11 protein-coding genes are annotated in these 15,514 nt (G+C 26.6%); all 11 read left to right on the forward strand.

The annotated features are described in order from the left end of the window. Window positions 1-76 precede the first annotated feature (76 nt). Entirely contained in the window at window positions 77-1,549 is a 1,473-nt protein-coding gene (locus tag MAU_RS00400; RefSeq protein WP_238543379.1) for a hypothetical protein, read from the forward strand. Between the two features lie 26 nt (window positions 1,550-1,575). Then, the gene (locus MAU_RS00405; protein WP_004423198.1) at window positions 1,576-2,940 is read left to right on the forward strand and encodes an ABC transporter ATP-binding protein; all 1,365 of its coding nucleotides are present in this window, start codon (window positions 1,576-1,578) and stop codon (window positions 2,938-2,940) included. Further along, window positions 2,918-3,811, forward strand: coding sequence for an ABC transporter permease (locus tag MAU_RS00410; RefSeq protein WP_004423200.1), 894 nt, complete (start codon window positions 2,918-2,920; stop codon window positions 3,809-3,811). The genes MAU_RS00405 and MAU_RS00410 overlap by 23 nt, the downstream gene beginning before the upstream one ends. After that, window positions 3,804-4,652 carry an ABC transporter permease gene (locus MAU_RS00415; RefSeq protein ID WP_004423202.1) on the forward strand — a complete coding sequence of 283 codons (849 nt, stop codon included), beginning with the start codon at window positions 3,804-3,806 and terminating at the stop codon, window positions 4,650-4,652. The genes MAU_RS00410 and MAU_RS00415 overlap by 8 nt, the downstream gene beginning before the upstream one ends. Window positions 4,653-4,667: 15 nt before the next feature. After that, complete coding sequence (locus tag MAU_RS00420; RefSeq protein WP_004423204.1) at window positions 4,668-6,422, forward strand: hypothetical protein; 1,755 nt, start codon at window positions 4,668-4,670, stop codon at window positions 6,420-6,422. 257 nt (window positions 6,423-6,679) lie between these two features. Next, window positions 6,680-8,029 carry an asparagine--tRNA ligase gene (asnS, locus tag MAU_RS00425; RefSeq protein WP_004423205.1) on the forward strand — a complete coding sequence of 450 codons (1,350 nt, stop codon included), beginning with the start codon at window positions 6,680-6,682 and terminating at the stop codon, window positions 8,027-8,029. A gap of 8 nt (window positions 8,030-8,037) precedes the next feature. Next, complete coding sequence (locus tag MAU_RS00430) at window positions 8,038-9,039, forward strand: glycosyltransferase (protein WP_004423212.1); 1,002 nt, start codon at window positions 8,038-8,040, stop codon at window positions 9,037-9,039. After that, window positions 9,033-9,689 (forward strand): RDD family protein, encoded by a 657-nt coding sequence (locus MAU_RS00435; RefSeq protein WP_004423214.1) that lies wholly within the window; start codon window positions 9,033-9,035, stop codon window positions 9,687-9,689. Before MAU_RS00430 ends, MAU_RS00435 begins: the two co-directional genes overlap by 7 nt. 85 nt (window positions 9,690-9,774) lie before the next feature. Next, window positions 9,775-11,994, forward strand: a complete 2,220-nt coding sequence (locus tag MAU_RS00440; protein WP_004423216.1) for an ATP-dependent helicase — start codon at window positions 9,775-9,777, stop codon at window positions 11,992-11,994. Continuing rightward, window positions 11,981-13,585, forward strand: a complete 1,605-nt coding sequence (locus tag MAU_RS00445) for an MHO_4530 family protein (protein WP_004423218.1) — start codon at window positions 11,981-11,983, stop codon at window positions 13,583-13,585. The genes MAU_RS00440 and MAU_RS00445 overlap by 14 nt, the downstream gene beginning before the upstream one ends. A gap of 13 nt (window positions 13,586-13,598) precedes the next feature. Next, a complete protein-coding gene (locus MAU_RS00450) occupies window positions 13,599-15,509 on the forward strand; it encodes a M13 family metallopeptidase (protein ID WP_004423220.1) in 1,911 nt (636 codons plus the stop codon). Window positions 15,510-15,514 lie beyond the last annotated feature (5 nt).

Here is a 15,514-nt window from a genome sequence, read left to right on the forward strand (position 1 = left end):
GGTTAGCATCTACAATTATGAGTCTTATTTAAGTAGGCCTATAATTGATAATCTAAAAAAGAATTACTCTTATCATGTGTTTAAAAATCTTGATGAATTTACTCGCGCAATTAAAAATAAAAAAGCCGTTGCTGGTGTTCATTCAGATTACCAAATAGCACAATTAATTCTTGAAAAAGAACTAAAGAAAATAAACTTTAAAAAAGTTTTCGGCGATGATTTTAAATACAATGAAGATGATTGACAAGATAAGAAAAATCAAGTCTATGCTTTATATCCAGAAGAAGTAATAAATCAATTTGAATACTTTAATAACTGAATCATTGATGAAATTAAAAAAATAAATCCAAAAAGAGAAACAAATAAGCCTTATGTTTTTTATGATAAGAATGATAAAAGCAAAGCCATAGGTTTTGATATTGATTTGGATGGAAAAATTGATAACTTCTATGAATACATTATTCCATACTTCACACTTGACAAACTAATTGCATATAACCCACAAAATACTGATATTGCTAAAAAAACAAGAAATAATCTTGTAGAAAATGCTACTTTTGATGATATTGTGGATGGAAAAAGTTGAACTGAAACTTTATCTAAACTTGTAAAAAAATACAAAAATCCTAACATTTATTGAACTCATTATTTTTTAGATAATGCAATGATCGGGCAATTTTATACACAAGATAAAAATAAAAATCAATTAGATAAAGATGGAAAATGAATTCTTTATAATCTTAAAAATTACAGAGATGTGTTTAATGACTTTAGTAATTTAGTTTTAGAAACAACAAAAAAATCAATCGAAGATACAACAAGAAATAAATTAGTAACAGATGGTCAAGAATTAGTATCTTCAATTATAGAACCTAAAAGAAATAAGGCTGATATTGCTATTATGTATAATGGAGATGCACTTGATGCTTATTATGGACAAGATAACTTTGCATCATTACCTGAAACAGATAACATTTCCTTTGTAAGACCAAATTATAGTTATCTAAATATTGATGGTTGAATCATTTCAAAAGATACAAATGATAAACAAGCAGACTTACTACTAGAAAATCTTCACGATAACCTTTATAAAGATGCATCATTTAATGTTGCGCAACTAGAAACACAATATCTTAAAAATGTTTTAGAAACATTAAATGAAAAAGATTCATCAAAAAAAGATTTCTATATAAAAAATCTTTTTAAAGATAGCAAACTCGAATCTCCTAAAACATTAGAAGAAATAGATAAAGAATTTTTCAAAGAAAGTTACTCTTCATTTCAAGATGCTTGGGAATCATTTAACTCACCATTTATCTTAAATTTCCATCATATCAATTACACTCCAAGTTTTAAAAATACAAAAGATTTCTTGAAGAAATGATATTTCTTAGATGAAGAAAAAACTCCTGATAAAAAAGCCTTAAAAATCTTTGATATAAATGACACAGAAACTAAAGAAAAAACAAAGTTTAGAGCATATCAACCTCTAAGTCTTGAATTAAAGACCAAAATGATTGAATACTATTATGAAATAACTAATTCTTAAATTTATTAATAAATTGAAAGGAAAAAATGGAAAAGAAAAAAATCAAAAAAGAAGATTCATCCATTATTGAATTAGTTGACGTTGTTAAAGAATTTGAAGATAAAACTGTTCTTGATAATGTTAATCTACAAATTAATAAAGGTGAATTCATTACTCTTTTAGGTCCTTCTGGATCAGGTAAAACTACGATCCTTCGTATTATTGGTGGTTTTGAATGAGTTACACGTGGTGAAGTTAAACTACATGGTAAAGATATCAAGGATTTATCCCCACACAAAAGAGATGTATCAACCATTTTCCAAGACTATGCCCTTTTTAGCCATCTTAATGTTGAAAATAACATTAAATATGGACTAAGACTTAAGCGAATTAAAAAAGAAAATGTTCCAAAATCATTCAAAACAAAACTAACATCCCAAAAGACTAAATGAAAAAAATACGCTCAGCAAAAAATGGCTGCGCTTGATAAAGAATTTGAAATCTACGAAAAAGAATTAAGTAGCAACACTAAGCTTTCAAAGAAAAAAAGAGAGAAATACCAACAATGAATTGATGACATGGATTTCAAATATTCATATTGAGAAAACTATGTTGATTTAAAAACTGAAAGCTACGAAAAAAGATTTTTAACTCGTCCTATTAGCAATGCTGAAATGGACAAAGAAGTTAAAGAAATTATGGAACTTGTTGGTTTAAGCGGCAACGAAAAGAAAAATGTTAATTTCCTATCTGGGGGAATGAAACAAAGAGTTGCTCTTGCTAGATCATTAGTTATTGAGCCTGAAATTCTTTTATTAGATGAACCTCTAAGTGCTTTAGATGCAAAAATTCGTGAAAAAATGCAAGTTTTATTAAGAGATATCCAACAAAAACTAAAACTAACCTTTATTTTTGTTACTCACGACCGGAATGAAGCTTTGCAACTAAGTGATCGTATTGCTGTTATTAGAGATGGTAAAGTTGAACAATTTGCTACTCCAAAAGAGTTATATGACTATCCTATAAATAAATGAGTAGCCAATTTTATTGGTGACTCAAATTTCTTTGATGCAACATTTTTAGAAGAAAATAAAGTTAAATTTATTTCCAAAACATTTGAAACAATTCATACTGAATTTAGTCCAAATGAAAAAGTCGATGCTTTAATTCGTCCTGAAGATATCATTATTACTAAAACAAAAGCAAAAGCAAAACTAACTGGGGAAATTATTAAATCAACCTATAGTGGAATTTATTACAATTATGATATTAATGTTAAAGGACATATCATTAATGTTAAAACTCCATCAAAACATGATGTCGGAAAAGAAGTTTATTTAACTTGAGATGTGGACGCAATCCATTTAATGAAAAAGGATAAGAAATTTAGTGAACAAGAACCTGAATCTTAATTCTAAAAAAGAAATTAAGATACCCAAGAAAAAGAAAACTTATTTCACATCTCCAATTCAAAAACTTCAACTTTCATTAATTATTCCATACGTTATTTTTACAATTCTATTTATTATTCTTCCAATGGTTTTTGTTTCTATTTATGCATTTAAACCACTTGAAGGACAACAAAAACAACTAGAAAACTGAGCAATTGCTTTAAGACCTTCAACATGAGTTATCATCGGTAGATCACTTCTAACTGGTGGTATTGCGGCCATTTTAAGCCTTATTATTGGCTTTCCTTATGCCTACATTGTTTCACGTTCAAAATATTCAGTTATTAAGATTTTAGGATTAACTTTAATTCTAAGTCCTCTAGCTATTTTTACAATCTCAAAAGCTCTAGCTGTTAGAGGTTTATTCTCAGCTATCTTTGATGAAAATCATTTGAATAATAATTTCTTTATTATCTTTGGGATGGTTTATTTGTATCTACCTTTTATGGTACTTCCTTTATACCAAGTGCTAAAAGATATGCCTAATAATATTCTTGAAGCATCCCAAGATTTAGGCTATTCAAAATTTAAAACTGTTTTTACTGTAATTATTCCTTATTCTGCAAAAGCAATTTTAAGTGGTTTAGGAATTGTTTTAATGATGGCTGCAACTTCCATTATTATTTCAGACAAACTACTACCAAATGGCAGCCAAAAACAATTAATTGGGAATTTAATTAATCAATTTGCAAACACAGCTAATCCATTTGATTTGGCAAACTCATCTACTTTAGTTATTATTACTCTTTCAGTGCTATTAGGCATCTATGGAATAATTTATGGTATTCCATATCTAATTTCAAAGAAAAAACAAGGAAGTCACTATGAATAAATTTAAAAGTTTTCTTAAGTACTCATATGTGTTTGTAATTCTTGCATTTCTTTATATTCCAATTATTTTTGGAAGTATTTATAGCTTCAATGCCCCATCTGACAAAGGGATTTTTTCAGTAACCACCTGAAATCGAACATCTTTTGAAGCATATAGAGAATTATTTTCTAAATCAAACTTATTAGCATTTGCTAACTCATTTCTTTTAGGTCTTGCTACTTCCGTTTTAGTTATTTCTTTATCTTTACTTACAGTTTTTGCTCTTTGAAGACACAAAAACAAAGTAGCGCGTTCATTTGTCCAAACTACATCAAATATTCCTTTAATTAATCCTGATGTTATTACTGGATTAACGCTTGCTATTGTTTTAAACTTCCTTTTCTTTGGTACTCTTAAGGCTACTAGTGAAGGTTTCTTTAGAGCTATTATTGGGCATACTGTTATGTGTTTACCTTATGGAATTCTTATTATGCTTCCAAAAAGTGACAAATTCTCAAAAAACGTTTTTGAAGCAAGCCAAGATTTAGGTTATTCAAAATTTAAAACCTGATTCAAAACTTATTTTGTTTACATGTTAGGTTCAATTGGTTTTACATTTGTAATGACAATGACACTTTCTTTTGATGATTTTATTATTACAAGAATTGTTTCCAATACCCAAACCTTAGGAACTAAGTTATACGAAGGACAATTCCAAGCTTGGTCGCTTGCAATTGGTGCAATTTCATTAATTATTGTTATATTTTCAAACACAATATACATTGTCTTTAAAAAGAGTCAAAATATTAAAACTAAGAAAACCATTTTATTAACAAGAAGACAACAACAAAAAGATTTTTAAGGAGGTACTTATAAATTGCATAGAAAACTTTTTAAAGCTTTAATCTTTTCTTTTGCTAGCATTCTAATTCTATTTTTATTTATTGGTTCCTTAGCCTTAAAATTAAACAATAAATACCGTCCCAGCATTTATAACTACGAATCATATTTAGCTCCTGGTATCATTAAAAAACTTAACCAAAATTACCACTATAAACAATTTAAAGAAGTCAATGAATTCACACAAGCTCTTGTCCAAGATAAAGCCATCGCTGGTGTTGGTAGTGACTTTCAAGCAGCGCAACTAATTCTTGATAAAAAAATTAAAAAAATAGATTATTCAGTTGTTTTTGGGGATGAAAACAAAGACTGAAACAAACGTAAAAACTTATTTACTGAAACAATCCAAAATCATCTTGAAAACTTTGATCAATTAATCTATAACAAATTAGCATCAATGACAGAAGATGATTTAAAAAGAATTGGCTTTGAAATTGATCCACAAAAAAAAGCTTGAAGAATGCTTGATGAAACAAAAGCAAAAAATGAAAAAGAATGAGACCATTTTGCTGATTTCATTATCCCATATTATTCTCAAGACAAAGGTATTGCTTATAACATTAATAAAGACACAAGACCGCATTTAAAAGACCTAAATGACGATGGTGAAATAGAAGAATTAAAAGAAGCCAACCTTAAAAAAGATTGACTTGATATTTTTAAAATTCTACATAAACATAACTACCAAAGAATTGGCTGAACTAATGCTTATGTTGATAATTTAATGATTGGCGCATTCAATTCTAGAAAAGAATGAACAAAAGAATTCACAGCAAATGGTGAAGGAAAACTTTTTGACTTTAATGAAAAAAATTACAAAGATGCAATTGATTCTTTTGTTAGTTTTGTTAAAAATGCATCGGGTTATGAAATAAGAAATACAATGCATAATTTCTTAAGTGGTGATGGTCTTGAATTAGTTAATCATTTAATCGAACCAGCTTCGGGAAGAAGCGACGCAGCTGTTGTTTATAATGGTGATGCCTTAGATGCATATTATTCAAAAGATAATTTTGCAAGTGTTGAAGAAGGAAAAATTCGTTTCATTCGTCCAAAACATAATTACATTCTTATGGATGGCTGAATTATTTCTCATAAATTAAGTGAAGAAGATACCAAGAAATTTCTAGAAGCTCTTAAAGAAAATGTTTATCATAATAATGCAAAATTCAATAAAGAAGATGGATTAATGAATCTTGAAGAAGAATTCATTGCAAAAATTATTGAAAACATTGGTGATAAAGAAATAAAAGAAGCTAAAGAAATTCTTGCATCAATATTTGAAAATGAAGAAGCAAAAAAAGAAATCATTGAACAATTAAACAAAAATGAAACTTTAAAAACAACTGACTGAAACAAACTAGATGAATGAACTAAGAACATTAATCCAAAAGAAGTTGATAATAAAAAATTCAAAGATTTTCTTCATATAGTAAGATCACATTCAGACGATGGATACAAACTTTTTGAAGATATATTTAGTGATGTTTTTTCAGATATTGAACTTTCAGAAATAGGAAATTTTGATTACATTTCATATACTCCAGCAGATGCTTTAACTTATGCATTTATTGATAAATGATACTTTGGAAATGATGAAATTGCAAAAGGTATTTTTGAACAACCTCATCCAGAAAAAGATAGTGAATACCAACTATTCACATATCCTCTAATTGAAAATAATTTAAGAACAAAAATTGTTTCATACTACTTTGAAAAAACTAAAAACTAATTAAATTAATTTCAAAACATTGACCATTAATTCATATTCTTTTTTTCTAAAAGAAATTAAATAAAAAAAGGCTAATTTTCAATTTAAATTAAGCCTTTTTTGTTTTTTATTGGAATTTTAAACACAAATATTCTTATCAATAATTAAGATGATTATTTATCCAAATTCCTATATCCTAAACGCTAGTAAAATAATTAAGTATAATTAATTATTAATTAATAATATATTTGAATTAAAAAGGAATATTAAATAGCATTATGACAATTAAAGAATTATTACTAAAACAAAAAGAAAATGCGATTTCTGAAGGTCTTAAATTGAGTATTGAAGGTTGAATTGTTTCAAATCGGGGAAATGAAAAAATTAGATTTTTAACAATAAATGACGGAAGTAGCATTTCTAATCTACAAGTTGTTGCTAAAAATGAAGATATTGAAAAATTTTCAATATCAAATATTTCTTTAGGAACTTCTTTGGTTATAAATGGTTATATCCATCTAACTCCAAATGCTAAACAGCCTCTTGAACTAATCTTAGAATCACTTACAATCATTAACTCAGTTGATGAAGATTTTCCTATCCAAAAAAAAGAAACTTCGCTTGAATTCTTAAGAGAAATTCCTCATCTAAGAAACAAAACTAATCTTTTTAAATGCATAATGTTAATTAGAAATTCCTTATCCTTTGAAATTCACAAATACTTTCAAGAAAATAGCTTCTTATATATGGCATCACCTATCATTACATCTAATGATGGCGAAGGCGCTGGCGAAACTCTTTTAGTAGATGATGAAAATAAAGAATATTTCTTCAAACAAAAAGCATTCTTAGGAGTAACAGGACAACTACATGCGGAATCCTATGCTCAAAGTTTTAAAAAAGTTTATACATTTGGCCCAACTTTTCGAGCTGAAAATTCACATACTTCAAGACACCTTGCTGAATTTTGAATGATAGAACCAGAAGTTGCTTTTTATAAACTTAAAGATATTGTTTTGCTAGCTGATGATTTATTAAAAACTGTAATTAAAAATACTATTCAAAACTACAATGATGAAATGAATTATTTAGATTCAATAAATCCTGGTTTATTAGATAATCTAAACAAGTTTCTAAGTAATAAATTAACAATTATTGAATACAAAGATGTTGTTGAAAAACTTAAGGAATTTAAAGATCAATTTATAGAAAAAGATATTCATTTTGGCATGGACTTAGCTTCAGAACACGAAAAATTCTTATCTGAACAAATTATTCAAGGCCCAGTTGCAGTTATTAATTATCCTAAAGATATTAAAGCTTTTTATATGTATCAAAATGATGATAATCAAACTGTTGCAGCATTTGATTTATTAGTGCCAGGAATTGGAGAATTAATTGGGGGCAGTCAACGGGAAGAAAGATATCAAAAACTTCTAGATCGTATGAATGAAATCAAAATTCCAATTAAGCCTTTGCAATGATATTTAGATTTAAGACGCTTCGGTTATGCGCCATCTTCTGGTTTTGGTATTGGTTTTGAAAGACTTATTATGTATGTAACAGGTATTTCTAACATAAGAGATGCAATACCTTTCCCAAGAGTTGCTGGACAAATAAAAATGTAGGTTAAAATATGAATAAAAATTTGACAATCATAATTCCAATATATAATCCCAACATTCAAGTTGATAAGATTTTACACAACATAAATAAGCAAAAAAATAATAATTTTGATGTTATTATAACAATTGACAATCCAACTAATGAACAAGTTTTTGAACTTGATAAGTTGCAAACTAAGCATAAGGAAAAAACTAAAATTATTATTAATTCAGCACACCAAAACCTTGATTTAACACTGAAAACCGCAATTGATTTAGTACAAACTCCTTATGTTCATATCCTAAAACAAACTTATAAAATAAAAAGTGAATTCATCCAACATATTAATTCTTTTTTAGAAAAACTTAATTATCAACCTGACATTATTGAAATTCCTTTTTCAAAAAAAGAAAACATATATTCATGTTACAAAGATGAAATTCTTCCTGAGCTAAATATTATTGATTTAGAAAAAAATAATTTGCCGCTTGCTTTAGCTTCATCTTCAAATTCAAATTACATTATTAAAAAAGAAATTATTTCTGAAGTAATTAAAAAATCAAAAATTAAAAATCTTAATTTCGAAAGTGCAACTAAATTTATTTTTGATTGTTTATTAAAAGCTAAGTCATATGTTTATTACAAAAACACATGAATTAGTGATCTAAATGGCAAATTTATTTTATTCAATATCAATTCTTTAGTAAGAGTTTGAAATGCTATTTTATCCTCATACAATAAAGATGATATTGATAAAAAAAATGCTCTTATTTTTGCAAATTTAATTTCATTTTGCTACTATGTTGCAGGTTATTTAGGAGTTTTTAAAATCAAAAACGATCCACTAAAAGACAAAGTATATAACAACATTAAAGCTGCTCTTCTAAAGGAAATCAAAACTCAAAAAGAATTTTGATTAAACGAAATCAAAACTAATCCTTACTTTAAAAAATTTAAAATTAATGATTTAAATAATTTAACAGATGGTTTTAGTAAAAAATGAAACTTAATCTTTAAGAAATTTACATGATAATAAAGAAAAACATTCGCGCTAATTTTTGAATTAGATTGCTTGCAACTTTGATAGATTTATTACTTTTTGTTATCTTTTCCCTTGCTTCTTCATTTATTGTTTTCAATTACAAAAAAATGGATTTCTTTACAAACAATATTATTTATAAAGAAATTATTTTCCGCATTTGGTTACTTGCAATTATTCTTTTTATTATTCTAGAGTACATTTTAATTCCAATACTTCTAAAAGGCCAAACTCTTGGAATGTTAATTTGCAAAATCAAAATTATTTCAGTAGATAAGCAAAAAAAATTATCTAAATATATTTTTGATCGCCAACGTTTATTTGCTTTACTTTGAATCTTTGTTTTTTTAGCTTTTATGCTTATTTCAGCTGATGGTTTTCTTAGTGCAGCAAAAGGAAATAAACTTAATGTTGCCCAAAAAATTATTCTAAGCATACCTTCAATGCTAGCCACTATTGCAATAAATATTGAATTTCTTATTCTTCTTTCAGGCATTAGTGCAACAAGGTTAAATTGGAATGATAAATTATCAAAAACAGAGACTGTTTGAAAAAATAAATTTGAAGAATTTGAAGAAGAAATAGACAATAAGTTAATTCTTCCAAAAAAAAGAGAACTTCCCAAAATTAATTGGTTTAAATAGCTAATTATAGCTATTTTTTAATAGTACTATTCCCCACATACTTAATAAGATATAATTAAATAAGTTATAACATCAGGAGGATTTTATGCTAGATTTAGATAATTTAAACGAACAACAACGTAATGCTGTTCAATATAATGAAGGGCCTCTGCGAATTATTGCTGGTGCAGGCTCAGGAAAAACAAGAGTTTTAACATACAAAATTACTTATCTAATCAAAGAATTAGAAATAAATCCTTTGCGCATTTTAGCCCTTACTTTTTCTAACAAAGCAGCTAACGAAATGAAATCGAGAGTTGCTAGTCTTCTTGATGATGAATCTGAATTGCCAACAATTACAACATTCCATTCCATTTGTGCAAATATCTTAAGACGCGATATTCATTTTTTAGGATATAGCAATGATTTTCAAATTGTTGATGAAATTGACCAGAAAGCAATTTTAAAATCAGTTTATGCTGAATTAGAAATTTCAAATATTGAATTTAGCTACAATTCCATCTTAAGCTTCATTCAAAACAAAAAAAATGCTTTATTTGATTTTTTAAATATTGAATCAGAAGAAAATGACCCAACAATTTCTGAAGAAGAAAAAAAATCACTTCAAACAAAAGAATTAATTTATAAAAAATACCAAGAAAGACTTGAAAGATCACAAGCTCTTGACTTTGATGATCTTTTAGTTTTTGTTTATAAGTTATTTTATGACCCTAAGTTTTATCGTACTGCTAACAAATGAGCTAGAAGATATGATTATTTATTAATTGATGAATTCCAAGATACAAGCATAATTCAATATAAGATTCTTCAAAAACTATGCTCCACTAACAATCTAACAATTGTTGGTGACCCAGACCAAACAATTTATAGTTGAAGAAATGCTGATATTAATATCATTATTAATTTTCATAAAGACTATCCAAATGCTCTTACTATCAAATTAGAAGAAAACTATCGTTCAACAAAAACAATTCTCAAATATGCTAATCGTCTTATTACAAATAACAAAATTAGATTAGACAAAAAACTATATACATACAATGAAGAAGGCGAAGATATTGATTTCTTTAGTGGTTATTCTGAAGAAGATGAAGCCAGATGAATTGCTCAAAATATCTCAAAACTAAAAAGAAATCGTATTCAATTAAAAAACATTGCTATTTTATTTCGGACAAATAGTTATTCAAGAGCTATTGAAGAAGCATTAATTAGAGAAAATACAATTTACAAACTTTTTGGATCAATTAAGTTTTACCAAAGAGAAGAAATCAAAGATGCCTTAGCTTATTTAAGAGTAATTCATGATGGCAATGAATTAATGTTTCTTCGCATTATCAATAAACCATCAAGAAAAATAGGTGAAGTTACAATTGAAAAACTACTTAATTTTGCACGTGAAAGAGGCATTGATTTATTTAGTGCAATTGAAAGCCATTTTGATGAAATTCAAAAAACTCTGCACATCTCTTCAATAACAATTCAACAAATAGCTAATCTAGTAAACAACATCCGCTGAGCTAGAGTAGCGCTTAAATCTAATTCAATTAGCATTATGCTTAAAGAATTTATGCTACAAGTTATTGGCTACTTTGAACCTTTTAAGAATGTTGAAGAAGAATATGAAAGCAAAAAAGAAAACTTCTTAAGTTTAATTAGTGCTATTGAAAGATGAGAAACTAAAAATAAAAAGGGCAGCATTGATGAATATCTACAAGAAATAACACTAATTACTGATAGAGATGTTGAAGATGATGCTACAAGTTTTGTATCTTTAATGACAGTACACAATGCCAAAGGTCTTGAATTTGATTATGTTTTTATTTGTGGACTTGCTGATGGGATTTTTCCTTTAAGAAGATCAATAATTCATTCCCCTCATCGTGAATTTACTTTCATAAGAAATCTAGATAACTATAAAGAAGATATTGAGGCTCTTGAAGAAGAAAGAAGATTGATGTATGTAGCTATAACAAGAGCTAAAAAGAAATTGCATTTATCATATGCGATTAATCGTTCTGGTTTTACAAAACGAAGTCGTTTTATTGACGAACTTGGACTTCGTAGTAAACAAGATTCAATCAATCTTGCTTCAGATTTTGCTTTTAGTAAAGAAAATGATTTGAATAATGCTGATTTAATCGTTGGAGATTGCATCATTCATAAGACTTATGGAAAAGGTGAAATCATCGATCTAGTTGGCTCAATTATTACAGTTAAATTCCAAACTAATAAAGTAATTAAACAATTTGAACGTTCTCACCACTCAATTAAAAAATGGGATGGTAATCTAAATGAGTTCGAATAATGCTTTGATAATTCTTATTTTATTGCTTATTAGTTTAGTATGTGTTATTACTTTTTTACTTATTTATTTCATTGACAAAAGAAAATGAGATATCAATAATACTAATGGACTGATTTTTTTAGAAGTTGATATTGAAAAACAAAGAATTAAATATCGTAGCGATATTCAAAATCTCTATACTCAACCTTTCTTTTTAAAAAAACTTTCATTATGAAATAAAAAATGAAAAAAGCTTGAATCGTTTTTAAATTTATTAGATAAAAAAGCTTCCTTTGCATTTGAAAAAGCTCTTGAAACAAGAAAGAATATTATTATTGATTTTAATAAACAAAAAAATAAATTATCAACTAGTATTACTAAAGTAATTATCGAACTTAACTTCATTGATGATAATAAACTGCTTTTAAATCTAAGTTGAAAAGAAATTACAAAAGTTGAAAAAACAATCATCGAAGGACTAAATACAAATATCAATTATTTGATTAATCCTGAAAATCATTATGTTGCTTGCGTATTAATTTTAAATATTAAAAATATCAATACTTTTGATGGTTTAATAAAGATTTTTAAAGACTTATTTATGCAACAAAAAATCATTGGAGTTAAAACTATTTTAGATTGAAATAAACTCTTTTTTGTTTTCCCTAAAAACAAATTCAGTCTAAGCAAAGCACACAACATTATTCGCATTATCAAAAACTATTATTCTTATTGATATAGCAGCTTCTTTAAATCTTTTTATGCCTTTGATAGTTCGCTTCTTCTAAAAAAAGAAGATACATATGAAGCTATTTCTAATTATGAGCTAATCTTTGATTATTTGAAACTTGATTTAAATTTAGAAAACCCTTGATTATCAAATAATTTTCTTGTTTCTGAAGACTTTAGTGCTTTTAAAAATAAATATAATTCAATCAAAAAATATCTTCAAGAAAATGCTATTGATACAAAACAAATCTATCTAAATGATTTAGAAGATTCAAACAAAAAATTAGATATTCTTTTAATTGATAAAAAATTCAAAAATGAATTTAAAAATTTTGATAAACAAAATAAAGAACTTTGAAATTCATTTGATTTGTATAAGAATTACTTTTTAAGTCTTTACAAAAATTTAAATAAACAATCTTTTGATAATAAAATTCTCAACATTCAAGATTTTATTTTCAACACTATTGATAATGCCACAATTAATGAATTAAATTCTAATTCCAAAGATTTTCTATCACTTATTAAAATTAATAGCAAAAAAACTCTTGCTAGAACAAAGAAAAAAGTAGAACAAATAAAAGATATTAATAAGTCTTTTAAAGCAAAAATTCGTTTAACTCAAATCAATGAAAGCATCATTTTAAATATTGGTTCTTGAATTGATATGATTTGAATTGATGAAGAAATTGTTAAAAAAATTGATGACCCAAGTATTACTATTTTTCTAAAATTTCTTTTAAAGAAAGCTGAAGAATTAAAAATTTCAGTTGTATTTGAAAAAATGAACTACAAGAATTACAAAAAAACACTTTCTTTCAATAACTTAAAATTGTTTTATACAAAAAATAAGATTGATAAAAAATTCGCTTCCAAAAAATAAAGAAAGGTAATTTATGAATAAAAAACTTATAAAAGATAACTTTTTTGAAGCAATAAATGGTGAATGACTAGCTAAGCATAAAATTCCAGATAACAAATCTTCCGTAGGTTCTTTTGAAAGACTAGATGAAGAATTGGTTAGATTAAAAATTAAGCTTTTAGACAAATGAATAAAAGATTCTTCTGATATCAAAAACAATCCAACTCTTTTAGAGATGGTGAAGTTTTATAAGTTATTTACCAATTGAAATCAAAGAAGAATAAACGGAATTAAACCGCTTCTTCCAATTCTAAAGCAGATTGAATCTCTGCAAAGTTGAGCTGATTTAGAAAAAAATTACAAAGATTTTTTATTTGCTGGCTTTGAGCTTCCTATTCCTTTATTCATTGAAACAGATTTTAAAAACTTCGAACAACAAATTCTTTTTGTTTCTTGCCCTAATGTTATTCTTCCAGAAAAACAATATTATGCAAACGAAGAAAAAAAGAATTCAATGTACAAAATTTGAACAGCGATGGTAAAAAAACTTCTTTTAAAAATCAACAAAGATACTAAATGAGCTGAAAATCTAATTAACAAAGCACTTCTATGAGATTCAGAAGCTGCTAAGTATATTTTATCTGCAGAAGAATGAGCAATCATTACAAATATCTATAATCCAAAAAAAGTTTTTGAATTTGATACAAAAATTAAAGAACTTAAATTATCAAATATCATTAAAAGTATTTATAACAAAGAAATTGAAGATGTAATTTGTGTTTCAGACAATTTAGCAAGTGACCTATCTAAATTAATTACTGCACCAAATTTTGAAAACTATAAAGCTTTTTTATACATTAACACAATTCTTTCTTTAGCTGCTTTCTTAGATTATGATAGTTTAGTTATTGCTGGAGAATTCTCAAGAGCTTTAAGAGGACAAATAAAAGCACAACCTAAACAAAAAATTGCAGTTAAACTTGTAGCTGATGGTGTTTACAAAATGCCTTTTGGTAAATACTATGGTGAAACTTTCTTTGGAAATGAAAACAAAAAAAATGTTGAATCTATGATTACAAAAATGGTTTCAATATATGCAAATAGATTAAAAAATAATGATTGATTATCACAAACAACAAAAGAAAAAGCAATTCTAAAACTTTCAAAAATTGGTGTTTATGTAGGTTTCCCTGATTTATATGAAGAATACTATGACAAATTAATTCTTAAGGAATATGAAGGCTATAATGACTTACTTATGAATGTTATGGACTTCCAAAAAATTGAAGGTGAATATAGATATTCGCAATATGGCAAAAAGAAAAATAAAGACTTATGGTCTATGACTCCTGCCATGGTAAATGCCTACTATAACCCAACTAAAAATATCATTGTTTTCCCAGCTGGTATTTTACAAGCTCCTTTCTATAGTAAAAAACAATCTTCTTCAACAAATTATGGTGGAATCGGTAGTGTTATTGCGCACGAAATATCACACGCATTTGATAATAATGGTGCTAACTTCGACGAAGTTGGAAACATGGTTAACTGATGAAGTGAAAAAGATAAAGAAGAGTTTGACAAACGTGCGAAAAAAATGATTGATTTATTTGATGGCAAAAAAACAGAAGCAGGAAAATGCAACGGAAAATTAACTGTTTCAGAAAATATTGCTGATGCTGGCGGAGTTTCTTGTGCACTAGAAGCAGCAAAGCAAGAAAAAGATTTCAGTGCCAAAGAATTTTATATAAATTATGCAATCAATTGAAGATCAAAATATCGTAAGGAATTACAAAAACTTTTAATTGATACTGATGTGCATGCGCCTGCTATTTTAAGAGCTAACATTCAAGTTCAAAACTCCGATGATTTCTATGATGCTTTTGATATTAAAAAAGGCGATAAGATGTATCTAGCTCCAAACAAAAGAGTTAAAATCTGATAATTAAA

Origin of the sequence: Metamycoplasma auris 15026 (genome assembly GCF_000367765.1) — a bacterium.
GTDB classification, from domain to species: Bacteria; Bacillota_I; Bacilli_A; order Mycoplasmatales; family Metamycoplasmataceae; genus Metamycoplasma; species Metamycoplasma auris_A.